The 21,177-nt window shown below is 65.3% G+C and carries 28 protein-coding genes and 1 pseudogene; 6 read left to right on the forward strand and 23 right to left on the reverse strand.

What is annotated here, in order from left to right; all coding sequences use genetic code 11:
• On the reverse strand, positions 1 to 134 hold a 134-nt coding region (locus ABH933_RS44460), incomplete at its 3' end, for an IPT/TIG domain-containing protein (protein WP_429429094.1).
• A gap of 570 nt (positions 135 to 704) precedes the next feature.
• On the opposite strand from ABH933_RS44460, the gene ABH933_RS44465 reads away from it, so the two are divergent.
• From ABH933_RS44465 to ABH933_RS44475, 3 genes are all read left to right on the forward strand, one after another.
• On the forward strand, positions 705 to 1,199 hold the full coding sequence (locus tag ABH933_RS44465) for a DUF6879 family protein (RefSeq protein WP_429429090.1): 495 nt from the start codon (positions 705 to 707) through the stop codon (positions 1,197 to 1,199).
• Positions 1,196 to 2,029 (forward strand): helix-turn-helix domain-containing protein, encoded by an 834-nt coding sequence (locus ABH933_RS44470; RefSeq protein ID WP_429429088.1) that lies wholly within the window; start codon positions 1,196 to 1,198, stop codon positions 2,027 to 2,029. The genes ABH933_RS44465 and ABH933_RS44470 overlap by 4 nt, the downstream gene beginning before the upstream one ends.
• Before the next feature lie 420 nt (positions 2,030 to 2,449).
• The gene (locus tag ABH933_RS44475; protein ID WP_429455321.1) at positions 2,450 to 2,725 is read left to right on the forward strand and encodes a helix-turn-helix domain-containing protein; all 276 of its coding nucleotides are present in this window, start codon (positions 2,450 to 2,452) and stop codon (positions 2,723 to 2,725) included.
• On the opposite strand, the gene ABH933_RS44480 is transcribed toward ABH933_RS44475, so the two are convergent.
• From ABH933_RS44480 to ABH933_RS44495, 4 genes are read right to left on the reverse strand one after another with little or no spacing between them, the layout of a single operon-like run.
• The gene (locus tag ABH933_RS44480; protein ID WP_429429084.1) at positions 2,689 to 3,504 is read right to left on the reverse strand and encodes a hypothetical protein; all 816 of its coding nucleotides are present in this window, start codon (positions 3,502 to 3,504) and stop codon (positions 2,689 to 2,691) included. The genes ABH933_RS44475 and ABH933_RS44480 overlap by 37 nt on opposite strands.
• Before the next feature lie 20 nt (positions 3,505 to 3,524).
• Positions 3,525 to 3,671, reverse strand: coding sequence for a hypothetical protein (locus ABH933_RS44485; RefSeq protein ID WP_429429082.1), 147 nt, complete (start codon positions 3,669 to 3,671; stop codon positions 3,525 to 3,527).
• A 4-nt stretch (positions 3,672 to 3,675) separates the two neighbouring features.
• On the reverse strand, positions 3,676 to 5,556 hold the full coding sequence (locus ABH933_RS44490; protein WP_429429080.1) for a fatty acyl-AMP ligase: 1,881 nt from the start codon (positions 5,554 to 5,556) through the stop codon (positions 3,676 to 3,678).
• A 56-nt stretch (positions 5,557 to 5,612) separates the two neighbouring features.
• Entirely contained in the window at positions 5,613 to 6,413 is an 801-nt protein-coding gene (locus ABH933_RS44495; RefSeq protein ID WP_429429078.1) for a hypothetical protein, read from the reverse strand.
• A gap of 535 nt (positions 6,414 to 6,948) precedes the next feature.
• On the opposite strand from ABH933_RS44495, the pseudogene ABH933_RS44500 reads away from it, so the two are divergent.
• Positions 6,949 to 7,293: pseudogene (locus ABH933_RS44500) on the forward strand (helix-turn-helix domain-containing protein); the annotation flags it as partial.
• 18 nt (positions 7,294 to 7,311) lie between these two features.
• Here the strand turns inward: ABH933_RS44500 and ABH933_RS44505 are convergent.
• Positions 7,312 to 7,524, reverse strand: a complete 213-nt coding sequence (locus ABH933_RS44505; protein ID WP_429429096.1) for a hypothetical protein — start codon at positions 7,522 to 7,524, stop codon at positions 7,312 to 7,314.
• Between ABH933_RS44505 and ABH933_RS44510 the strand changes: the two genes are divergently transcribed.
• Complete coding sequence (locus tag ABH933_RS44510) at positions 7,427 to 7,939, forward strand: IS630 family transposase (RefSeq protein WP_429429092.1); 513 nt, start codon at positions 7,427 to 7,429, stop codon at positions 7,937 to 7,939. The two genes, ABH933_RS44505 and ABH933_RS44510, sit on opposite strands and share 98 nt — an antisense overlap.
• A 239-nt stretch (positions 7,940 to 8,178) precedes the next feature.
• Here the strand turns inward: ABH933_RS44510 and ABH933_RS44515 are convergent, their stop codons facing one another.
• The 5 genes from ABH933_RS44515 to ABH933_RS44535 all read right to left on the reverse strand — a co-directional run bounded on the left by ABH933_RS44515 (position 8,179) and on the right by ABH933_RS44535 (position 12,577).
• Entirely contained in the window at positions 8,179 to 8,931 is a 753-nt protein-coding gene (locus ABH933_RS44515) for a sugar phosphate nucleotidyltransferase (protein WP_429429076.1), read from the reverse strand.
• An 83-nt stretch (positions 8,932 to 9,014) separates the two neighbouring features.
• Entirely contained in the window at positions 9,015 to 10,199 is a 1,185-nt protein-coding gene (locus tag ABH933_RS44520) for a hypothetical protein (protein ID WP_429429074.1), read from the reverse strand.
• Between the two features lie 159 nt (positions 10,200 to 10,358).
• Entirely contained in the window at positions 10,359 to 11,957 is a 1,599-nt protein-coding gene (locus tag ABH933_RS44525) for a PEP/pyruvate-binding domain-containing protein (protein ID WP_429429072.1), read from the reverse strand.
• Between the two features lie 27 nt (positions 11,958 to 11,984).
• A complete protein-coding gene (locus ABH933_RS44530) occupies positions 11,985 to 12,431 on the reverse strand; it encodes a hypothetical protein (RefSeq protein WP_429429070.1) in 447 nt (148 codons plus the stop codon).
• Entirely contained in the window at positions 12,428 to 12,577 is a 150-nt protein-coding gene (locus ABH933_RS44535; RefSeq protein ID WP_429429068.1) for a hypothetical protein, read from the reverse strand. The genes ABH933_RS44530 and ABH933_RS44535 overlap by 4 nt, the downstream gene beginning before the upstream one ends.
• Before the next feature lie 148 nt (positions 12,578 to 12,725).
• Between ABH933_RS44535 and ABH933_RS44540 the strand changes: the two genes are divergently transcribed.
• Positions 12,726 to 13,937, forward strand: a complete 1,212-nt coding sequence (locus tag ABH933_RS44540) for a helix-turn-helix domain-containing protein (RefSeq protein WP_429429066.1) — start codon at positions 12,726 to 12,728, stop codon at positions 13,935 to 13,937.
• Positions 13,938 to 14,185: 248 nt separating this feature from the next.
• Here ABH933_RS44540 and ABH933_RS44545 read toward each other — a convergent pair whose 3' ends face one another.
• From ABH933_RS44545 to ABH933_RS44600, 12 genes are all read right to left on the reverse strand, one after another.
• Entirely contained in the window at positions 14,186 to 14,773 is a 588-nt protein-coding gene (locus ABH933_RS44545; protein WP_429429064.1) for an HAD family hydrolase, read from the reverse strand.
• Positions 14,774 to 14,881: 108 nt separating this feature from the next.
• Entirely contained in the window at positions 14,882 to 15,346 is a 465-nt protein-coding gene (locus ABH933_RS44550; protein WP_429429062.1) for an HIT family protein, read from the reverse strand.
• Positions 15,331 to 15,807, reverse strand: coding sequence for a hypothetical protein (locus ABH933_RS44555; RefSeq protein WP_429429060.1), 477 nt, complete (start codon positions 15,805 to 15,807; stop codon positions 15,331 to 15,333). Before ABH933_RS44555 ends, ABH933_RS44550 begins: the two co-directional genes overlap by 16 nt.
• Before the next feature lie 88 nt (positions 15,808 to 15,895).
• On the reverse strand, positions 15,896 to 16,255 hold the full coding sequence (locus tag ABH933_RS44560; RefSeq protein WP_429455323.1) for a hypothetical protein: 360 nt from the start codon (positions 16,253 to 16,255) through the stop codon (positions 15,896 to 15,898).
• Between the two features lie 155 nt (positions 16,256 to 16,410).
• A complete protein-coding gene (locus ABH933_RS44565; RefSeq protein WP_429429056.1) occupies positions 16,411 to 16,941 on the reverse strand; it encodes a hypothetical protein in 531 nt (176 codons plus the stop codon).
• Entirely contained in the window at positions 16,938 to 17,564 is a 627-nt protein-coding gene (locus ABH933_RS44570; RefSeq protein WP_429429055.1) for a hypothetical protein, read from the reverse strand. Before ABH933_RS44570 ends, ABH933_RS44565 begins: the two co-directional genes overlap by 4 nt.
• 18 nt (positions 17,565 to 17,582) lie before the next feature.
• Positions 17,583 to 17,954 carry a hypothetical protein gene (locus ABH933_RS44575; RefSeq protein ID WP_429429053.1) on the reverse strand — a complete coding sequence of 124 codons (372 nt, stop codon included), beginning with the start codon at positions 17,952 to 17,954 and terminating at the stop codon, positions 17,583 to 17,585.
• Positions 17,869 to 18,483 (reverse strand): nucleoside hydrolase, encoded by a 615-nt coding sequence (locus ABH933_RS44580; RefSeq protein ID WP_429429051.1) that lies wholly within the window; start codon positions 18,481 to 18,483, stop codon positions 17,869 to 17,871. Before ABH933_RS44580 ends, ABH933_RS44575 begins: the two co-directional genes overlap by 86 nt.
• Positions 18,484 to 18,648: 165 nt before the next feature.
• On the reverse strand, positions 18,649 to 19,245 hold the full coding sequence (locus ABH933_RS44585) for a hypothetical protein (RefSeq protein ID WP_429429049.1): 597 nt from the start codon (positions 19,243 to 19,245) through the stop codon (positions 18,649 to 18,651).
• A 73-nt stretch (positions 19,246 to 19,318) separates the two neighbouring features.
• Positions 19,319 to 19,615: a hypothetical protein gene (locus ABH933_RS44590; RefSeq protein ID WP_429429047.1), complete on the reverse strand. Its 297-nt coding sequence runs from the start codon at positions 19,613 to 19,615 to the stop codon at positions 19,319 to 19,321.
• On the reverse strand, positions 19,612 to 19,875 hold the full coding sequence (locus ABH933_RS44595; RefSeq protein ID WP_429429045.1) for a hypothetical protein: 264 nt from the start codon (positions 19,873 to 19,875) through the stop codon (positions 19,612 to 19,614). Before ABH933_RS44595 ends, ABH933_RS44590 begins: the two co-directional genes overlap by 4 nt.
• A 56-nt stretch (positions 19,876 to 19,931) precedes the next feature.
• Entirely contained in the window at positions 19,932 to 21,167 is a 1,236-nt protein-coding gene (locus ABH933_RS44600; protein WP_429429043.1) for a cytochrome P450 family protein, read from the reverse strand.
• Between the last annotated feature and the right edge of the window lie 10 nt (positions 21,168 to 21,177).

Raw genomic sequence — 21,177 nt, forward strand, 5'->3', positions numbered from 1 at the left:
AAAGTCGTTGCCGTCGTGCCGAACCGGACAGTCAACGGACCGACATTGGCGAATCCGGAGCCTTCGATGATGACAGAGTTGAGACCCGCTGGAGGCCCGAAAGGGGGGTTCAGCGAGGTGATGACAGGTGACATTTTCCTTGCCTTCTAATCAGTGATCAGTGAAAAGAGTTCTCCCCCAACGGCACAGCCCTGACCATGTGTTACGCCGCCCATAACCAGTAACCCTCCAGCGACGGCACTTCGGCAATGCATCCGCAGTCCGTTTTCGTCCGGTTTGTTTCCGGTTCGGGTTCGGCCGGTAGCTGTTTGGGCAACTGGACACCCGGCGGGACCTCCTCGCCCGGCCGTGACAGGCGATGACTAGAACACAGACGTTGGCGCTGGTCACCGGTCGCGCACCTACACGCGCGGCATGACCGATGTCCGACCCGGAGGCTGTACAGCGCTGCCCCGCATAGTGTTCCATCCACCGAACAGGGTGTCCGATCGCCAGATACCCTGCCGCGCAACAAGATCGAAATGAGATCGGTTTGTGACGGGGCTGGCGAACAGCTGGACGACCGATCCCTCGGTACCCGGCGTCAGGCTCGGGGTTCCCCGGGCGTCATGGTCGAGCGTCTGACCGATCAGTGGCCGTAAGGGGGAACCCTGACAGTTACTACCAGGACCCCGAGGGACACCGCACGGCCGCAGTTGGAGGAGTTGATCGCCGATATCGTCACACAGGCACGCCATCGAGCGTTCCACCTGGAAACCCGTGACGAATATCGGTCCGAATCCGAACAGGACGGGTTGCACGCCTTCCTCTCCGGCCAAGACCCGCACGGCGACTGGTTCAGTCCCTGGCAGAAGTTCGTGACAGAGTTGACAGAGCGCGGGGTGAGGATGCAGCGTGGCCGGATCGTTACGGTGCCCCCCACGGACTACACCCGCTACCTGTTGGCGCTGACGCCGCACAACATCGCTGCCGGAGAGGACGTGCGCTGGTTGCCTCGCGACCGAGCCGACCCAACAGACGCCATCACCGACGACTTCTGGCTGATGGATGACGCCGTGGTCGGGTTCAGTCTGTTCGACACCAACGATTGGTTCGTCGGCGGCGCGGTCACCAGTGACCCGCGAATCGTCGACCTCGCCAGCACGATCCGCGACCGGGTATGGGCAACAGCGGTTCCACACGCCCAGTTCGGAACGTGACCGGCACCGACGACAGTCGGCGAGCACTGGGGGCCCGTCTCCGCGAGTTACGTGCGGAGGCGCCGCTTACCGGTGTCCAATTCGCTCAGCTCGCCGGGTGGGGGCAGCCGAGAATATCGAAAATAGAAACGGGACAGCAGCTTCCCACCGATGCCGACCTCACCACCTGGTGCCGGATCACGAACGCGCCCGACGCGCTACCGGATCTGATCGCCACGGCCCGCAACATCCACTCCGCTTACCAGGAGTGGAAACGAACCACCGCCACGGGGCATACCCCGCGACAGCGACTCGGCCAGAAACTCGAAGCCGACACCACGCTGATACGTGGCTACGCCACCCCGATCCCGTTCGCGTTGCTGCAGACCCGCGACTACGCGCACGCCATACTGGCCCGCTGTATCGAATTCCTTGCCGGTGACAACGACGTGGCAGACGCCGTCGCAGCCAGGATGCGACGCCAACGCATCCTGAACGACCCCAGCCACCATTTCCATCTGCTTCTCGATCAGCGCGCACTCCGTACACGCGTCGGCGACGAGCGCGCCCGAAAAGGCCAGCTACAGCATCTGCTACAAGTCATGCGGCTACCACAGAGAACCCTCGGAATCATCCCAGATGATTCCGAATTCGTATACGTAACAACAAATTTCACGATGTTCGACCGACACACCGTCCAAGTCGAGACCATCTCCGCCGAACTCACTATCACCCAGCCCCGCGAGCTGACTCTGTACGAGAAGATCTGGGCTGCACTCCACACTCAAGCCGTCTACGGCGACACCGCCCGCGCCCTCATCACAGCCGCCATCACATCGCAGACTCCGTAGTAGACCGTCCCCGGCTGGATCGGCGAGCCTGGCGGCCGCATGGCCGAAGACTATCCAGGTGATGAGGGCACTCCCTGCATGTAGTGACGCAGGGTTGGTGCGCCGAGGCGCGGCGAATTGGCACTCCACCGGTGTTGTGCGATACCTGCTCCCGCAGGCTCATTCCGAAACCCCATGTTCGGGGACGTCCGGCCACACCCGCTTCGGCGGAAACTCCGTCCCGTCCCCCTCCGGCCCCTGTTCCTGCGGAAGCCGCAACCGCCCAGCCTGGACCGCTTCCACCAAGTCGTTGAACGACTCGATGCACCAGGACAATTCGACCACGCACAGCCTTGGCCTTGGTCGCTTCGTCGTACTTCGATGGCATGGTCTGCCCATCCTTCCCAGGAAAGAAGGCGAGCACCAAACCCGGGTCGATTCATGCTCCTGGCCACCGCCGAAGGCAATCGAGTGCCGGTCATCGCCCGGCTTGCGCAGGCGGACGAGGACACAGTGCGGGACGTGATCCACCGGTTCGATGAGGTCGGCCTGGCTTCTCGGTGGGCGGGAGGCCGTCGTCGTCCAGACTGCTACCACCCGCCCGACCCGGCTCGGCCAGCCCTTCACCCGCTGCTTCCGGCTCGGGTTGGCCACCGCCCCGGGTCTGGGGCCAGAGCGACTCAGCTGCCCCAGGCGGGGCTGGTGTTGGGCGGGTAGTTAGAGCTGGAGGCGCCATTCACCCAGCCATTCACGTCCTGCCCGTCCCATTCCAGCAGTGTCTCGGCGTTGCGGATGCACATGTCGTAGTCGAGGCTCCCGAACAGGCGGCTGACGGTGATCTGCTGATTGAGCTGCTGGTACCCCTTGCCTGTCTTGTACTCCATCTGCACCGTGGTCCGGAGCAGCCCGAGGCGCAGATCCCCGTTCACCACGGTCAGGACCCCCTGCTGCACATTGCTGTCCTTCTCCTGCAGCCCCTTGTTCTGGACCGCCAGCTGGCCGATCTTCTTGACGGAGTTGATGATTCCGGTGAGCGTGTCCGCCGTCACCAGCCCTCCGACCAGCTCGGTCACCGCCGAGATGGCCGGCGACAGGGACAGGGACGAGATGGACACACTGCGGCTGTCGCCGGTGATGTTGACCAGGAACGGCATCGTTTCGAACTGGAGTGCGAAGATGATCCACTGAAAGACATCGAATGCCGTGGATGACTGATCGAAGCCTGCGGAGTCCTCGGTCTTGCGCAGGATGGTGGCGGCCACGGACTGCCATGAGCCGAAGGACGCCAGCGGCCCTAGGCTGGGCAGCCCACTGTTGTCCCCGCCGTAGGCATTGCCGACCCCTGTCTCCTGGTTGCTGTCGTCGAGCTCGCAGCCGTCGGGGCCCAGCAGCCCGAGCTTCGCCAGCATCTCCTGTGGGGGCGCCTGCCTGCCCTCCGCCCACATGGCGATCTCCAACGCTTCCCGCCGCAACTGCTCTCGAATCAGAGTGCTCACGGTCCTCCTTCCTGGTGCACTCAGGATGCGTGCGCGGCGTACTGCTCGCGCGACTCGCAGATCAACCGCTCGATGTCCTGCACCGTCTGCACCTGGGGGATGGCCGTGAAGCCCAGGTTGACCTGGAAGCCCAGCTCGACCGCGCCCAGAAGGCTGAGGAGTTTCATGGAGTCAACCCCTGGCAGCTCTCTCACCATGGTGGTGTTCATGATCTCCTCGCGACACTCCGTGCCGCTGAGTTCCAACTTCTCGCGGATCAGGGAGTACAGCTGCTCTCGCTCGTGGGGGGTCAGATGGGTGTTCATTGATGCTCCTCGTGAAGGGTGTATGGATGGTGTGCAACTCGCCCGGGGGAGCGCTCCGCAGTCCCTCGAGATACTGCTGCCGTGTTTTGCTCCGCTTCACCTTGCCGCTGGAGGTCTTGGGCAGCTCCCCCGGCGGCAGCAGGATGATCTCCGCCACGGGCAGGGACAGCTTCGCCTGGATGTGGCCGCGGACCTGCCGCGCCACCGTGGCGGCGTCTCCCCTGCGGAGCTCGGCGACGATCACCACCTCCTCGGTAGCCCGGCCTGGCCGGGTGAAGGCCACGACGTTGCCCTTGCGCAGGCCGGGCACCTCGGCCGCGGCCCACTCCACCGTCTGGGGGTCGTGATTGCGCCCATTGATGATCAGCAGGTCCTTCTTGCGACTCGTCACGTAGAGGACGCCTTCGGCCAGGTATCCACAATCCCCGGTGCGCAGGCCGTGAGCCGTGAAGCTCCGCCGGGTCGCCTCCGCGTCACCGTGGTAGCCCGCAGCCACGCTCGGCCCCTGGAAGACCACCTCGCCGATGTGCCGCTCCGGGAGCGGGTTGCCCGCATCGTCCACGATGAGGATTCGGTGACCCGCGATGGGGCGTCCGCAGGGCACGAACGCCACCTGCGCCCCGGGGGCCTCGGTCTGCGAGGCGGGCCGCGCGAGGCCGCTCGCGTGGTAGGGCTCCTTCTGGATGACATCCAGGGCGAGCGGAACTCCGATCTCGCTGAACGAGATCGCGAGCGTCGCCTCCGCCATGCCGTAACACGGCACCACTGCCCCCGGCCGTAGCCCCGCCGCCGCGAAGTGCGCCGCGAAGGAGCGCAGCGTCTCCGGGTGGATGGGCTCGGCGCCGCAGCCCACGACCCTCAGGCAGGACAGGTCCAGCCGCTCGAGCTCCTGCGCCGAGGTGTGCTTGACAGCCAGCGCCAGACCGAAGTTGGGCGCGAAGGTCACGGTCGCGCGGTGGCGGCTCACCGTTTCCAGCCACAACCTCGGTGAGAGCGCGAAGCGCAGCGTCGGCAGGAAGCTCACCGGGCAGCGCACGATCAGTGGTGCCAGCACGAAACCGACCAGCCCCATGTCGTGGTACATGGGCAACCAGCTCACGCCCCGGTCTCGCCCGCGCTCGAGGCCAAGGGCGCTGATGATGGCCGCGCAGTTGGCCAGGACGCTGGCGTGCGTGACCCGCACTCCCTTGGGGGCCGCCGTGGTCCCCGAGGTGAACTGCAAGAACATCACGTCCTGCGGGAGGATCGCCTCGGGCTGGGGCGCACTGCCCACCAGAGGCTCGGCGAAGAACTCCTCCGCGACGACGGACTGCAGGCCCTCGACCGCTCGGACGAGCGGGTCCAGCAGGTCCGCCAGGCTCCGGGGCATCAAGAGCACACGCGCTCCCGCCGCGCGCAGGATGCCGGCGGCGTCCTGGCAGTACGCCTCCAACTTGCCGAAGCTCATAGGCGGGTACAGGGGGACCGGGATGACGCCCACCGAGACCGCGCCCAGGAAGGTGAGAACGAACTCCTGCTCCTCGGGGACGATGAGCGCGATGCGCTCGCCCTTGCGCAGGCCGCTGCGAAGCAGCCTGCGCCCCCGGAGCAGGGCCTCACGCGACAGCTCCGACCAGCTCACGAAGTCTTCGCGCCCGTCCTCCCGGACGAAGGTATAGCCACTGTCCGAGTGGCCGAGGTTCTCGGCAAGGACCTGGGTGAAGGTCGAGGCCGTCGCGCCCTCAGGCAGCGCTTCTTTGGAGAACATGAGACCTGTCCCGGGGGAGTCCGGTGGGTGGATTGCAGAACGGACCTCGAACCGACTTACTGGTTCCAAGCGGGGCTATTATTGGGCGGCATCGAGGCGCTGGCCGTCCCGCCCACCCAACCAGACACGTCCTGGCCATCCCAGTCAAGCAGGTAGCTGGCGCTGCGCTTGCACTTGTCGAAGTCGAGCACGCCGTAGCCTCTGTAGAGTGTGAGGTCCTGTGTCAGCTGCTGGTACCCCTTGGTCTCCTTGTACTTCATATTTACCTCGGTCCGGATGGCTCCGAGGTAGAGATTGCCGCCTTTGCACGACAGAAGCCCGGTCTGCTGTTTGGTTTGCTTCTCGTCCGTCCCTTTGTTCTGGAACGCCAGCTGGCCAACTTTCTTGATGGTCGTCACGATTTCATCGAATTCCGTCGAGGTCACGATGCTCAGGACCAGGTCACTCACCGCATCGACGCCCTTCTCCAGAGAGAGCGAGGAGATGCCCGCTGTACGGTTGTCAGCATAGAATGTTCCCCCCTGGAAGAACGGCATCGTGGAGAACTTATAGAGGAAGTTGGCCCAAGCGACCGGGTCGTAGTCCGTGATGGCTGGGTTGAAGTTGGTGATGCTATAAGCCTTGTTCACGATAGTGGCGGCGACGTCCCCCCACGTGTTGAAGCTCTGCAGAGGCCCCAGGTCGGGCATCGAGCTGCCGTCGTCCACCGCGCTGTTGCCCACCGCCATATCCTGACTCCCGGAGTCGAACTGCGAGAGCACGGACTTCGTGGCGGCGTCCGGTTTGGGGCAAGGCATCTGCCACAGCGCGATCTCCACGGCCTCTTGGCGTAGCTGGGACTGACTGATCTCGGTCATGACTGCTCCTTATCTGCGAGTGAAGTGCTACACAGGGTGAGGTGCCACAGTGAGATGAGACGATGTTTGAAGAAGGGGCTCAACCATTCCAGGCAGGGCGGCCATCGGGCGACACTGCATAGCTCGGGTTCGCCGTAACCGCGGTAAATGGAGAGGTCCTACCGCAATGCAGCATAGCCCAATTCGATCATGCCACGCCCGGACATTCTCTGATTTAGTGGGTTCTACTCTACTCGGAGTCAGCAAGTCCGGGCTCTGACTTTAGTGCGCGTCGACCCAGCAGTCTGTCGGCGGTGGGATGCACGTACATTTGCGCGAACAAAAAGACCGGAACAACTTACACCGCGACGACCGGAGGCCATCGGGACCGACGGACAGAATTGCGATACACGTCCTTACCAGACCAATCGGCCGCTTGTTTGACGAGATATTTGACTTGAAACTTGTTGTTTTCCTGGGTAATTGAGTGTGGGTGAGTGAGCAGGACCTGCGGCGGGCGTCGCCTGCAGCGCAGGAGGTGGTGCGGTTGCGGGTGGTGGCCGCGCTGGAGTCGGGCCTGGTGAGGTCGTATCCGGAGGCGGCAGCGATGTTTGGGGTGTCGTCGCGGTCGGTGGGCACGTGGTGGCGCAAGTATCGCGACAGCGGGCGGGAATCGCTTGCCGCGCCGGTGGAGTCGCGGGCCGGGCGAGAGGAGGTGATCAGCGCCCAGGAGCGTGGCGTGTTGTTTCAGGCGATGGCCGATTACACGCCCGAGCAGCTGCTGATCGGCGGGCCGATGTGGACCCGCGCGGCCGTCGGCGAGCTGATCTGGATGGTCACCGGAGTGAGGATGACCGAGCAGGGCGTGGGGAAATGGCTTCGGCGGCACGGATTTTCCCCGCAGCGACCGGACCGGCGGTCATATCGGCAGGACCAGGCGCAGGTAACGGCGTGGCTCGAGCGGGCAGTATGCGGCGATCGTGACCCGCGCCCGCGCCGAGGGCGCTGTGATCGCATGGGCGGACCAGTGCGGGCTGCGGTCGGACACCGCGCCGCCGGGCCGCAGCTGGGCGCCGGTCGGGCAGACCCCGATCGTGCGGGTCAACGGGAAGCGATTCCGGGTGAACATCATGTCCGCCATCGCATCTCGCGGTGCACTGTGGTTCACAGTGTTCACCGGCCGGTTCACCGCACAGGTGTTCATCAGCTTCCTCGACCGGCTGGCTCGCCAGGCCGGACGGAAGGTGCACCTGATCGCCGACCGGCATCCGGTGCATCGCAGCCGAGCCGTGCGTGACTGGCTCACCGGCAACACCGACCGTGTCGAGCTGCACTTCATGCCCGGCTACAGCCCCGAACTCAACCCGGACGAGATCCTCAACGCCGACATCAAACGCCACGTCCACGCCGCCCGCGCCCGCACCACCGACGACCTCGCCCGCGAAACCCGCCGCTTCCTCCACCGCCGCCAGCGCCAGCCTCACGTCGTCCGCGGCTACTTCGGCGCACCCCACGTCCGCTACACCCGAATCGAGGAAACCGAATAGTTTCGGGTCAAATATCTCGCCCTGGTGTGGCGTCTGATCGTTCGCGATTGTTTTGACTCTGGCATCGAGGAGCCCACATATCGGTTGCTTGAGCGCTGCGGGGGCGGCGATGAAGGCGCCGAAATTGATCAGCTATCGCGAGTGAAGCTGCCGCTATGGATGATTGGACCGCTTACCCATCGTCAGCGGCACGAGGTGAGGCTGCAGTACTGTACTTTGGGGCCGACAGACAGCCAGAGTCAGGAGCGGGTCGCTGGCTTGTTCGCGCCGTGTTGGCGTATGTAGTCGTTGACCGCGTAGTAGGCGTCGATCGACTCGCCGGCATCGCCCCAAAACCCTTCCAGGACAGCGTATTTCAGTGAGTTCTGGCGGATGTAGTGGTTGTTTACGTCGCTGATTTCCAGTTCGCCGCGACCGCTGGGTTGTAGCGTCTTGATGATGTCGAAGACGGTGCTGTCGTAGAGGTAGAGACCCGTGGCGGCGTAGGCGCTGGCAGGGGTCTCGGGCTTCTCGATGATGCGTGCTATCTGGTCGCCATCGAATTCGGCGACGCCCAGATGCCGCAGGTGCTGTTCGTCTTTCACCTCGGCCAATACGACCATTCCGCCGACCGGGTCGGCTCGGAACTTGTCGATGATTGGTGTCAGGGAGTGTTCGAAGAGGTTGTCGCCGAGCAGGACAACGCTCGGGCTGTCCCCGGCGAAGTGCTCGGCCAGTCCGAGAGCTTGCGCGATCCCGCCGGGCTTTTCCTGGTACGCGTATGTCAACAGCTCGACGCCGTGATCGCGGCCGGATCCGAGCAGTCGGATGAACTCCCCGGCGTGGGTGCCGCCGGTGACCACCATGATCTCGGTGATCCCTGCCTGCACGAGTGCGTCGATGGCGTAGCCGATCATCGGCTGGTTGCCGATGGGCAGGAGGTGCTTGTTGATGATGCGCGTCAGAGGCGCCAGTCGGCTGCCGGTTCCGCCTGCGAGAACGATCCCTTTCATGCGGTGTGCCTTTCGCTGGCTGAGGGTGGATGTGAGTCTATCGAGAGGGTGTGAGTCCGCCGCAACGGGCGGCTGTCTGGCTTCTACGTGTGCTGACGGGCTTGGGACAGGTTGCGCAGGAAGGTGTACTTCGAGGTGTAGTCCAAGGTTGCGGGGATCTTCTGCTCGAGGAGGAATTGCTGTGTCCAGTTCTTGAGATGGTCGAGTTCGTCGATGATTTCTGCTCTGCAGTCGCGGGTGTTTCCTCGGGAGTTGATGCATTCGATTTCGAGTTGCTGGAGGACAGTGTCGGTTCCGGTGATCGTGCAGCGGTCAGCCATGAGGGAGTAGATATGGCCGGTCTCGCTGCTTTCGAGCGCGTCGTCGAAGCGGATGCGGTCGAAGCTACCGAGGTAGCCGGCGTCGAGTCCGAGTTCGCCGATCAGGTAGTCGCTCATCTCAGCGATGGTGGCCATGCCCTGTGGGCAGTCGAGTATGCGTTCGATCCGGGCGAAGGTGTCGTGCTGGAATTGTTTGCGTTTGATGGTGTATCCGCCGTTGAGGCAGGGGATGAACGAGGCGTAGCCGTGGTCGGTTTCGTCGGGGCCGCTGATGCCGAACATGTGGTTGTCGAACTGCCACAGCTCGAAGTCGTTGTGGAACTCGGCCCGATAGCGGCTCAGCTCACCATGGCCGATCTCGGATTTGATATCGCGGGCCAGGGCGTAGATGTCAGCGTCGGGGGTCAGGGTGAATTTGTGTTCGTACTCGATGTCCGGGTCGACGGTGAAGTACCAGCATTCGTGGCTGCCAACCATTTCCGAGTACGCCGGTAGTTGGGCCAGGGTATGTGCGAGCGCTGTCGGTGGCGGCGGATACCGGCGGCGCGTGACTGCATCGATGGTGTCGACTCGCTGGAACAGTGCATCCTCGGCACCGAGCCGGATCGGCAGATATACCAGCCATCCCCCGGCGTCGGGCGCCAGCAGAACCAAGGGCATCGCGTCGGGCACCGGCCTGTTGCCGTGGACGAGAACCGTCAGATCGGTGTAGGTCACCGATTCCTCGGCTGCCACGACGTGACCGCTGCCGGTGAGGTGGTGGACGGATCGGCTGGCGCGCAGCTGATCCCAGCGCACGACTCGAGTCGCGCGGCCGCCCACAGCGGTGATGTCGACCAGGCGGTGCACGCCACGATCGGCCTTGTCGGTGGTTGACCGGCTGGTCGGGGCGCCGTAGCGGCTGAGCCACGGTCCCAGAATCAGCCAGCATCGAGAATCTTCGAGCATGACAATTACGCCACAAATATGTTGTCGTTCAGCGGAATTCGATCAGTGACGGGTTGTTGTGATGCGGTGTGCGGTGTTCGCGGCGATCAACACGCCCAGGCGCGAGGTGAGGAATGGGGCGGCCGCGGGCAGCCGGGCCTGCGCAATAGGGTGGGGTGATCATGGTTGTCCGCCTCTCGGCGTGGTTAGCGTGTAGATCGCGCCGTCGTCGAGCATGACCAGTGCACCGTCCTGCGCGTGGTAGATTGCGGCGGGAATACTGTTCTCCCGCAATATGATCGCGAGATGACATACTCGGGCGCCTGAGTCGAACACGAATCCGTCGACCTCGCCGACCAGAGCGGCCAGGATGGCGTACGGGTGCTGAGCGCAGACGATCGCTTGCTCTCCACCGGCACGAATCTCGCGGGCGCGGGCGATGATGTCGGCGATGACGCGGTGATCGCTCACGTTGATACCGCCGGTAACGCTGACCGCCGGGGCCACCGACAACCGTTGCAGCGCACCGTCGGTGTCCCCCACGCGCAGTACTCGGCCCACGCAGCGGCCTCGGGCGAGCATGATCGCATCGTTGGCTGCGGGTGCGACGAAGGCATCCTGTTCGGCGTCACCGAGCGGGGTGTGGTCGATGTAGTAAACGTTGTCGTAGGCGTCGATGACCCACTCGACCACGACCGGTCCGACCTGCTGCTCCAGCCTTGTGCTGAACTCCGCGACCACGTGCGCGTTGGCGGTGCCGCCGAACACGCTCGCCGCGGGTGCGGGTGCTGCGGGGGTGAACTCGATCGCCGTGGACGTCGCGGTGCCTCGGTTCATCGCCAGCAGCCCGTCGGGTGAGGTCTCGGCATAGATGCCGGTGCCGGTGCGGCGCGTGATCGCCCCGCGCTGTCCCACTACATATTCGCGGACCAGCACCGTCAGGGGCTCGCCCGGTGGTGTCGCGGCGCGCAGCCGTTCGAGATGTTCGCCTAAGGCTGTGTAGTCGATGATGGCTTGCCGCTCGAATTCGTTGGCGTCCACGATCACTCGCGCACGAGGCAATGCTGAATCCAGCACGGCCGCTATCTCGTCGTGCCAGTCCGCGCCGAGATCCGCCGGGACGTACACCACGAATGCGGCGCCGCGACTCAGGCCCAGTTCGAGGGCGAGCTGGGTGGCGGTGCCGCGTTTGGTAAGGAAATACGCGACCGCGGGTCCGATCGGTCCGAGTGGGATGTCGGCCGGGATTGGGTCGTCGTACAGGCGCACGACAGCGGGTCGATCTCGATAGTCGGTGTGTGCGACTGCGTTTGGGCGTGCCTGCACCAAGTACACCTCATCGGCTGCGCGTGCCCATTCGACGTCGACTGATGCCTGCCCGAGCTGTCTACGGGCGGCGTCGACGAGCTGGCCGATGTGGGCAGCGTCCTCGGCCTCGACAAGGGCGTCCTCGGCGGTGGCGGTGCCGCCTGCGAGCGCTTCGGCGCAGCCCTGCACCGCTTCGATGTGCACCCGGTCCGGGTCGGCAGGATCCAGGCCGGTCATAGCGATGCCCGCGATATCAGGGTCGATCATCCGTTGCACGATGACGGCCATTCGTGGCGCCGGGCTCAGATCCCCGGCCCGCAGCCGAGCGGTCACCGCCGACAGCGAATAGTACGACCGCCACACCACCGCCACTGCGGCCGCCACCTCATGCGCGGGCACGTCCAGCACGCTGGCGTATACACCCGCATAGGAGCGATGCGTCGCGTCTTCCCCGGCTGCCGAGGAGCGCACCGCGAACCGTGTACCCGGCTCGAATATCTAGGTGAGCCGCGCAGCCAGCAGGGTCCGGGCACACGCGGGAACCTCGAGCTCGGACAAGATCTCGGCGAGCCGTGCGACATCGTCAGTGAGGTTCGAACCAACCGTCGCATGAAGGTCCGAGAACACCGCCTCGATCTGCTCAACCTGCCGTGGCGCGAGCGCCGCAGCGAATTCCGCTGTGGGAATGGCGATCAGCTCCGGCACTCGCACACCGGACGCGAGCTCGGCGAGGGTCGCGGCCTTCGCCCCGACCTGCTCCGGATCCATGGCGGGACCGTCCAAGCCTGGGAATCGGCGGCCGGCGGTATCGCGGTCGAGGGTGCGACAGCTCTCGCTGACCCGAGGGCCTTGCGCGCCTTGGTATTTGCCGTCGTAGCAGACGTTGTCGCCGACCGTGCTGGTGTGATTGAGGCTGGCTGGTGTGGTGGTGGTTTTCTCGTTCACTTGTTCTCCTGGTCGTCGGCTGGCTGTCGCTCAGGTTCGGTGGAGTCGCTGTCGTGTTCGGCGCGATAGCGCGCGATCACGTGATCGATGGCGGCCTGTGAGTGCGGCGGCCGGAACGACGGGGGTTCGGGTTCGTGCACAGTCATCTCGACATCCGTTCTTCTGCTTGGGAGGTGAAGTCTTGGCTCGGTGCTGACTAGGCAAATGCGTTGATAGGGTGTTCTTTTCAGGTTCGCTCTGTGCACGCGTTCCGGTGTCCACACCCGTCCACAGTTGACCGGCTACGGTCGAAGGATGAACGGTGCAGCCGATCAGACAGAGGCGGCGTGGCTGCGGTACGCGCGGGAAGCGGCCAGGTTGTCGCTGGCAGCGATGGCGCAGCGGGTGCCGTACTCCAAGAGCGCCTTGTCCTATTACGAGACCGGGCAGCGGAACATCACGCCCGACGTAGTCGCGGCATACGAACGCGTCTGCGGACAGGCGATGAGCGACCCAGTGACCGTGATGGAACGGCTAGGGCGCGCGGACGTGGATCGCCGCTCGTTCTTGCGTGGCGCCGTGTTCTCCGCCGCCCTGACCGCGACCGCGCTCGTCAACGCCCGAGAACCCGTCGCCCGGTTGATCGCAGTGACCGAGGACTCGACGATCGGAATGGGCGAGGTCCACGCGCTGCACACCGTGACCGACGCGCTGGTGTCCTTCGACGAGGTCCGCGGGGGCGGATCCGGTCGCACCGCGGTCGCGGAATTCCTGTCCACCGACGTGGCCACGCTGTTGCGGTCGAGGTTCGCCGACTCGGCGGTTCGCTCGGCCGCATATTCGGCAGCCTCGGAGTTGGCGTATCTCGCTGGGTGGAAGGCACACGACGCCAAGGCCGACGCCGTGGCGCAGCGCTGGTTTCTGTCCGCCTTGGCGCTGGCCCGCGAAGGTGGCATCGACGGGCAGATCGGGTTCTGCTACCGCATCCTGGCCCTGCACGCCGCCGCCGCCGGTCACCCCCGCCTGGCTCCCCAACTCGCGCAGGCCGGCGCCGATGCCGCCCGAGGACTGGACGGGGACGCGCGAAGCCTGTTCAGCGTGGCGCTGGCGCGCGCCAGCGCCGAGTCCGGTGACCGGGTCACCGCGCTGGCGGCGTTGCGGGCCGCTGATCCGTGGATGACCCCTCACATCACCACCGACCTGCCCCGGTATGTGCGCCTGTACTGCCCGAACAAAGCCAGTGGTGTCCGACAGGCCGCGAAATCCTTTGCTGCCCTGGGAGATTGGAGAAACACCGAACAGCACCTGTTGCTGTCCGCCGAATGCTGGGACCGCACCACCCACCCGCGCATCCACTGGCTCTCGGTCGCCGAGGCGGGAATGGCCCGGTGGCGGCTCGGCCGCCACGCCGACGCGGAGACATTGTGGAGGGCAGCGATCCCCACCCTGACCACAGTGCAATCGGGCCGCGCCCAGTCGATGCTCGCGAAAATCCGGACCGTGGCGCCAACACTCCTGCTCTCTTGAGACCTTCGCGGACAGCGGCGATGGCTGCCGGGAGTAGGCACTCCTGGGTGCCGAGACGGAATGGTCGTCGTCCGCGTCGATGAGAGCAGAAGGGAGCACGGTGAATCCTTCGCCGAGATCGGGGATGTGGGGTGGGTTTCAGTGGAGGTAGCGGTGTTCGGTGCTGCATGCGCGTCGGTCCGGCTCGCTCGCCGCGCCGACAGCGGAAGTGACCAGGTGGAGTCGGCGCTGCTCGGGATCGAGATTCGTCAGCGCGGGGGAACGAGCAGCGTCGGCATTCCGACCTCAACTGCCACTCCGTCGCGAGTCGGGCGGTCTCCGACCATGAGGGTCTGCGCGGCCGGGGTGCCCAGTTGGTCGAGTACCAGCCGAAAGATCGTGGGGTCGGGCTTCTGGACGCCCTGCTCGCCGGACAGCACGAAGGTGTCGATCAGGTCCAGTAGCTCTGCGTCGAAGGTGGGGCGAATGTCGAAGTGAATGTTGCTGAGAATGCCTATCTTGCAGCCCTTTTCCGCGAGGGTGTGGAGTGTGGCCGCGGCGTCTACGGCGAGCATGTTGTAGCCGGGATCCGAGTCCACGTCCCACAGGGCGTCGGCAACATCGGTGTCCAGCTTCGCGTCAGCGAACACCGAGTAGTACGTCTGGCGGTGCTGGTCGGCGCTGATGTTGCCGTGCGGGGATTGCAGGCGGTTGGGCTCTCCGGCTGCATGCCGGATTGTCCGCACCAGCCTTGTAGCCGCGTCGTGGTCGTGGTCTCGCCCGGCCCGCCGTAGGGCCTCACGTGCCCAGCCTTCGGCGGTGAGTTCAGAGACCAGCGTGCCGCGCCAATCGAACACGACCGCTCGGATGGGTCGGGGTGTGGATGCGGGGAGAGTTCCATCGGAGCTGGCCGGAGGGGAGGGGAGCATGGAAATCCTTCGAATATTCGGTCAGAGGGTTTCGGTTCAGCGCCAGGCGTCGGGTTCGCAGTCGGGCATGATGCGACGGATCCCGCCGCGTGGATCGGGAACGTCGCCGTAAAAGCGGGGGATGATGTGCAGGTGCGGCACGCTGCGTCCTGCAGCGGTGCCGTCGTTGACGCCGAGGGTGTAGCCGTCGGGCCGGAACAGCTGTTCGAGGCGGCTACGCATGGTGCGCGCCAAGTAGTGCAGGTCCCGCGCCTCCTGGTCGGTGAGGTCGAAGAACGACAGGACATGCCGGAAAGGGACGATCTCGAGATGCCCCGGGGCCGCGGGGAAGTTGTCCCACCGCGCGTACACCGTGCCACCAGCGACCGCGTTCATCTCCGGATTTCCCGGATGGCAAAACAGGCAACCCGGTTCGGCCGCAACCGCTTTGCCCAGCTGCGCCCCGACGACGGCCGACCGTTCGGGCCCCGTGGAGGCAGGCTCGGCTACCGGTGCGGCCATCGCGCCCACTCCTCGGCGTACCGTGCCGCCGCAGCGCCGAGCTGCACGGCCGTGGCGGGCTGCGCGGTGACCGTCCAATACACCAGATCAACGGTTAACGTACCGAGCCCGGCGGCCGCGTCGGCGCGGCTTGCCATATCCCGGATCCGACCGATCAGCTTCGCCTCCCCGGCGCCGGCGTCGACCCGATTGCCGCAATCCGAACCCTGGGGGATGGCGACTGATCCGGGCGCGTCTGCGTGGATCGCGTCCACGACACGGCCCTGGATGACCGCCGCCAGCTCCGCGATCACACCCAATACCGGGTGGGCTTCGAGATGTATCGGCCCGCCGATCACTGCAGCTGCAGCCACAGTGATGACCGCTTGCACGCTCGGCCATCCACCCCGGTCACGATCAATATTTGGCATTGTGTCGTCAACTCCTGAACAGCTAATACATTGCGTATCAATCACTTTCACGCTCTCACCTCGACCGAACCGGCGAAGGCGAGTTCCAGCCTGCGCCGTAGCAAACCACCGAGCCCGCCGCACCCGCGACCGTTACTGGTCACCACACGACTCCGCCTCCGTGCGCGAACGAGGTCGCGGCCCGGCTGGCGGTAACGTCGCGGCGCAGGCGGGTATAGGCTGCCCGCGCGGCGATCATCCTGGCGGTGGCCTGTTCGTGCTGGCGGCTATACCGGGGCGAGTCGCTGTAGCGGGTGGTGCGCCGGTAGTCCCACCACGCCCGCGCCACCAGGTCCACAGCCGGGCCCAGCGCCGGGGTCTGGGCGGCGTGGTTGATCCGGTCGATCAGTATCACCCGCACGGTGTCGGCGATGTCGAAGATTCCCAAGTCCCACAACACTTCCGAGCCAGAGTCCCCGTGGTCGGTACCCACTATGTCCGGCACGATCCAGGTGTCCACCGTGGCCAGCAGCAGCGCTGCGCGCAGGATCGTACGGGCCGGGGACGTACTGACGAGGTCATGTGGAGCATGGCCCGGGATGACATTGCCGAGAACGAGTCGGTCTGATGAGTCGCGCCCATACAATCCGCGTCCGCCACGAGCGGTCCGGCACGCTACCCATTGCCCTCCTTATCTCGGAAGGGGGCATGCGGCAGCACGCGTTCCTCAGCGACGGTGATCAGGTCGGCGATCAACTGGACTTCCCGGTCAAGTCCGTCGACGTGGTCTAGGTCGGGCACGAGGATGGCCGCCCCGGGCCTGTCTTGTAGCGCCCGGACGATCGTTGTCAGTGGCCATTCTTTGTCCGGGTCGAGTACAACGAGCTGCTCATCGACGTCGTAGCCGAGGCGTTGGCCCAGTAGGCGCATGTCGCTCTCGTCATTGTCGCGGCGAATCTCTTTGCATAGACACGGAATTGCGATTGGTCGGGTCGGTTGCTGTCCCGGTATATCCTCTGCGCGCAGGTATTGTTCACTCCGCATGCGGACCCGGCACTCCGGTGAGCAGTGCTTATGCAGCTCGTGCTCCCGTCGCGCTTGCTCGGGAGTCAGTTCTCCTGGATCTGCGGTGCAGATGCCCACGTTGGACATCACGTGCGGCAGCGTGACCGGGTCCAGATAATCCCTCCTGGCCCCGGTCATCACGACCGGTCCTGCGAAGGCGCGGAGGGGGCGGCAACCGCCAAGAAAGGGCAGTGCGGCGGTGTGTCTGGTGCACCATCGGCAGGGGTGCATTCACATACCGATACCCGGCGTATGGGAATTCCGCCGGTTGCATCGAAGAATTCATGGAGGCGCCTGGTGGTCGGCTCGACCGTCACCGGATCGGACGAAGTCGTCGCTGCCGGCCGTCGTCCATCGAGCATCGCGGACAAGGTGGTCATGTCCGCGTGCGCCAGTTCGCTAAGATCGGCGTAGTCGCTGTTCGATTTCATCGGGACGTCTGTGAGGACCTGCCGGTGGTCGCGGATCCTCCCGACGGCGGCAAGTTCGGCGGGCGCCACACTGCACACAACGGGTAATGCCTGCGGCCCTGCCTCTTGTCGAAGCGCGGCCAGCGCCCGAAACACCGCCGAGGCTACAGCTTTGGCGTCATCGAGTGACGTGCTGTAGCCATGGGCTCGTGTCGCTCGGTCTTCGCCGCAGCCCACGGACCACTCGAAGGTCTCGGATGCGCCGGTCTGCCATACGTACGCGCAGCCCATGTACGCCTTGCGGTAGTACCCGACGACGCTGGGCTCCCAATCACGGATGAAGAAGTCGATCATTCGCCTTCTCCCGCCCGCTTACAGGGCCAGGGTGGTGACCACCCAGTCCATGAACGCTGGATAGTCGACGCTGGCGGACACCTCTATCTCGCGCCCGGCAGGGTCCTGGTAGATCCGCGCGTCGGCTTCGATACGGATTCGTTCGCTCTGGAACTGCACGAACCCGAGATTCAGCGCTGCGGATGCGGCCAGCGGGTCGTGCAGCCAGGTGCCGACCCCGCCGGCCTGGTCGGAGGCGGTGTGGGTTTGGGTGGCGCGGTAGGCGAACCATTCATCGAATCCGGCGACCAGCAGATCGGCCCAGTCATCGGTCGATTCGGTGAGCTTGCGGTAGAGCTCGGACTCGGAGGTGATCCGAATCTCCGGTGATTCGGTGTGCTCGGACAGCACCAGCCGCGGCCAGCGGCAAGTGCGCAGCACCAACCCCGCAGCGCCGGGGTCTACCCGGAAATTGTGGGCTTGCCCGCAAGGGATCCCGGTAGTGGGTCAGCCAGCCGCCCATCTGCGTCAACCGGATCTTCTCGCACATATCCGGGCGTACGGTGAGGAAGGCGGCCAGGTTGGTCATCGGGCCTTGCCCGATCCAGATCAGTTCGCTGCTGGTCTCGCACAGCTCGGTCAGGGTCTCGATCATGTCGGGATCGGCTGCGCGGGGCGTGGTACCCAGGCCCATGCTGGATCGCCGGCGATCGCAACCGCCGATGTCGATGCCGCGGATCACCGGCACGTCAGCACGGCCCATCCGCCGCATCTGCTCGGCGACGCCCCGGGCCCGGTGATCACCGGTCTCGTCGGCGGTCAGCACCGCCAACTGGCCCTGCTCGACCGTGCGTGCCAGCAGCGCCGTGGTGAGGGCGTCGTCGATATCATCCCCCCAATCGGTATCGGCCAGGAAAGTCGGCTTCAGCGGCGAGTTCATGTGCACTCCTTGATATTTCGAGCAATACGGGAAGCGTGGAAAAGCGGGTTGGAATATTTGACGACTTGGATATCTGTTGTGTCCCAGATTGTTTCGGTCAGGCTTCGTGGTCCACAGGCCAACGGCGGCGGCGTTGGTGGTCCCGCTGGGGCAGCAGCAGATCTACTACCCCGGTATCAGTGGATCGATATCCAGGGCCTGCCATGAGCACCAGCCCAGGGAGTCGGCCGCGAGTAGTGCTGATGCCAGTGCCCGGGTGACCGATCCGCGCCAGTCCTGGCGCGCGGGGTCGAGGTACCAGCTGGATAGTTTCGCTCTTTTGCAGGTCACCTGCAGATCCGGTGCTGAGCTGGCGAGGTCGTCGGCGGTGTCGATCAGCCGGGGAGTCTCGCCCGGCCGGTGGGAGCGATGGCGTTTGGGCCACAGAGCCGCCAGGTCCGGCAGGTAACCCAGCGTGCCCCCGTCGACCGCGCTGCACACCGCCTCGAGATCTTCGGCCAGGCCGTGCCCGGCGATCACCTCCGCGTGAAGGTCGCATTCGAGCATCCGGCGATCGATCGCCGCCACATACTGCTCGGGCGAGCAGCCGGGTGCCGTAAAGGCGTAGCCGACGGCGAAATCCTCGTCTGCAGTTCCTAAGTCGCGAGGCCGGGCGGGATCGAGGTCGAGGTACACCACTCCGGCGCCCGCTGGAGTCAGCGCCAGCGCCGTAATCGTCGGATAGCCCACGCAGGCCGGGTCGTGAGGTTTGTTCTGCTGCACATCAATTCGCCTTGAGCTCCGTGGGGGGCTGGTTGCGTGATCATGTCGAACCGGGGCGGTGACGCCGGTTTTTCTAGCATCGGCGAGGCTGTGGCCGATGGGGAAGCCGATCCTGCCGGAGGGGTGGGTGCCAGCGAGTGAGTCCGTCGTGATCGGTGCCGTCGCATGCCTGGGGCCCGGCGGCCGCGGTGGGCTCGATAGTTACTCCGAACTTCTGCGCGCCCTGCTCGGTGAGCATCTCCCGCGCGGTGGCCGCGATCTGATCCGCATCCCGCACTGTGGTCCACCGGTTGATCGCGGGTACGAGAACATCCCAATACCCTTGGTGCTTCACATATCTCACCAGATATTGATGCTCGTCTCTTTTCATGCCGGTGCCTCTTCGTGGGCACTGCACAGCGGGGGCCAGAAGGGCACGACGTGTGGTGTGCAGGCGCGTTCTATTCCCGACACCGCTTGTGCGGCCTGCGCGGCGGTGTCGTACGGGCCCCGCACGGCAGCCGGGCACGGACCCTTGTGCGAGTCGCAGCCCCCGCACATCGTCACGATCGCCCAGCTCGTGTAGCGAGCCACCACCGCGGTCTCGACGATCACGCCCCGCGTGGTGGTGTCGGGTAGAGCAGTAGTCATCCGGGTCCTTTCGATCGATCGTTGGTGCAAGGGCCGGTGTGCAGGCCCATTGGGGCTCAGCGGTGCGCGCTGCTGGAGGGGTGCAGCGTCACCGGCACGGCCAGGGGGCCATTCATGACGAAGCTGGGCAGATGCCCGAGTCCAGCGCGGCTAGTGGCCAGCTGTATGTCCGGGAACCGGGCCAGCAGGGCCGGGAGCGCGACCCGCGCCTCGAGTCGCGCCAGGGGTGCACCGATGCAATGGTGTGCGCCGTGGCCGAAGGCCATGTGTTCTTGCCTGTTTCGGTTCGGGTCGAACTTTCCGGCGCTCGCGCCGAATACCGCGGGGTCACGGTTGGCGCCGGCGAACGACAGCACGATCGCTTCGCCTCGTGGGATCACGATGCCCTCGCCGAGATCGATATCGTCGAGTGTGAACCGCAACGGCATGTTCGCGATCGGGGATTCGATGCGCAGGCATTCTTCGATGAAATCCACCCACAGGACCCGTCCGGCGATCACGTCGGCACGCAGCTGCGGGTTGGTCAGCAGCGTGATCACCGCGTGGCACAGCAGGTTCACCGTGGTCTCGTGCCCGGCGGTAACGACCAGCGTGAGGGTGCCCAGTAGTTCGGTCCGACTCAGTCGTGCGGTGGTGTCGGTGAGCAGCAGGGTGGTCAGGTCGTCGCCAGGCTGGATGCGTTTGTGCGCGATCACGTCCGCGGCCACCTCCATCAGTCCCGTGTAATGCTCGGCGAGGTCTTCGGGGGTGGCGGTGGTATCGAGCACGCCATCCGCGTACCGGCACAGCGGTGCTGCCAGTTCGTCCGGCACCCCCATCAGCTCGGCGATGACGCGGATCGGTAGCGGCTGAGCGAATCGTGTCCGCAGATCCACGACGTTCCCGGGTGCGGTGCCCGCGATTGTGTCGAGCAGTTCGGTGGTGATGGCCTCGATCTTGGGGCGCAGCTCCCGGGTGCGATGCACGGTGAACGCCGGGGCGACCGCCGTGCGCAGCCGGGCATGGTCGACGCGCGGGCCTACCAGCATGTTGCGTGTGAGGATCCACGCATTCATCACCCAATCCGGCGGGACGTGCCCCGCGGCCAGGGCCGCCCAGTCGGCGGGGTCCTTGGACACCCGTTCATCGGTCAGCAGCCGACGTATCGCGCCATGGCCGGTCACCAGCCACGCCGGTACTCCGCCGGGCAGCTCGACGAGCGTGGCCGGGCCGCGCTCGCGGATTCGTGCTATTTCACCGTGGATGTCGGCGCCGGTCGGATCCAGCACCTCCGGGTCATGGTCGTTCATCATCGATCGTCTC

The organism is Nocardia sp. GP40 (assembly GCF_050434125.1).
Taxonomy (GTDB): domain Bacteria; phylum Actinomycetota; class Actinomycetes; order Mycobacteriales; family Mycobacteriaceae; genus Nocardia; species Nocardia albiluteola.

What these genes read in the sequence shown, in the direction of transcription:
- ABH933_RS44475 (WP_429455321.1), top strand. Translation starts at nt 2,450, where the DNA reads ATGCTCCTGGCCACCGCCGAAGGCAATCGAGTGCCGGTCATCGCCCGG.
- ABH933_RS44485 (WP_429429082.1), bottom strand. Translation starts at nt 3,671, where the DNA reads ATGAAACTCCTCAGCCTTCTGGGCGCGGTCGAGCTGGGCTTCCAGGTC.
- ABH933_RS44490 (WP_429429080.1), bottom strand. Translation starts at nt 5,556, where the DNA reads ATGTTCTCCAAAGAAGCGCTGCCTGAGGGCGCGACGGCCTCGACCTTC.
- ABH933_RS44495 (WP_429429078.1), bottom strand. Translation starts at nt 6,413, where the DNA reads ATGACCGAGATCAGTCAGTCCCAGCTACGCCAAGAGGCCGTGGAGATC.
- ABH933_RS44505 (WP_429429096.1), bottom strand. Translation starts at nt 7,524, where the DNA reads ATGATGTTCACCCGGAATCGCTTCCCGTTGACCCGCACGATCGGGGTC.
- ABH933_RS44515 (WP_429429076.1), bottom strand. Translation starts at nt 8,931, where the DNA reads ATGAAAGGGATCGTTCTCGCAGGCGGAACCGGCAGCCGACTGGCGCCT.
- ABH933_RS44520 (WP_429429074.1), bottom strand. Translation starts at nt 10,199, where the DNA reads ATGCTCGAAGATTCTCGATGCTGGCTGATTCTGGGACCGTGGCTCAGC.
- ABH933_RS44535 (WP_429429068.1), bottom strand. Translation starts at nt 12,577, where the DNA reads ATGACTGTGCACGAACCCGAACCCCCGTCGTTCCGGCCGCCGCACTCA.
- ABH933_RS44540 (WP_429429066.1), top strand. Translation starts at nt 12,726, where the DNA reads ATGAACGGTGCAGCCGATCAGACAGAGGCGGCGTGGCTGCGGTACGCG.
- ABH933_RS44550 (WP_429429062.1), bottom strand. Translation starts at nt 15,346, where the DNA reads ATGGCCGCACCGGTAGCCGAGCCTGCCTCCACGGGGCCCGAACGGTCG.
- ABH933_RS44570 (WP_429429055.1), bottom strand. Translation starts at nt 17,564, where the DNA reads ATGATCGACTTCTTCATCCGTGATTGGGAGCCCAGCGTCGTCGGGTAC.
- ABH933_RS44580 (WP_429429051.1), bottom strand. Translation starts at nt 18,483, where the DNA reads ATGAACTCGCCGCTGAAGCCGACTTTCCTGGCCGATACCGATTGGGGG.
- ABH933_RS44590 (WP_429429047.1), bottom strand. Translation starts at nt 19,615, where the DNA reads ATGAAAAGAGACGAGCATCAATATCTGGTGAGATATGTGAAGCACCAA.
- ABH933_RS44595 (WP_429429045.1), bottom strand. Translation starts at nt 19,875, where the DNA reads ATGACTACTGCTCTACCCGACACCACCACGCGGGGCGTGATCGTCGAG.
- ABH933_RS44600 (WP_429429043.1), bottom strand. Translation starts at nt 21,167, where the DNA reads ATGATGAACGACCATGACCCGGAGGTGCTGGATCCGACCGGCGCCGAC.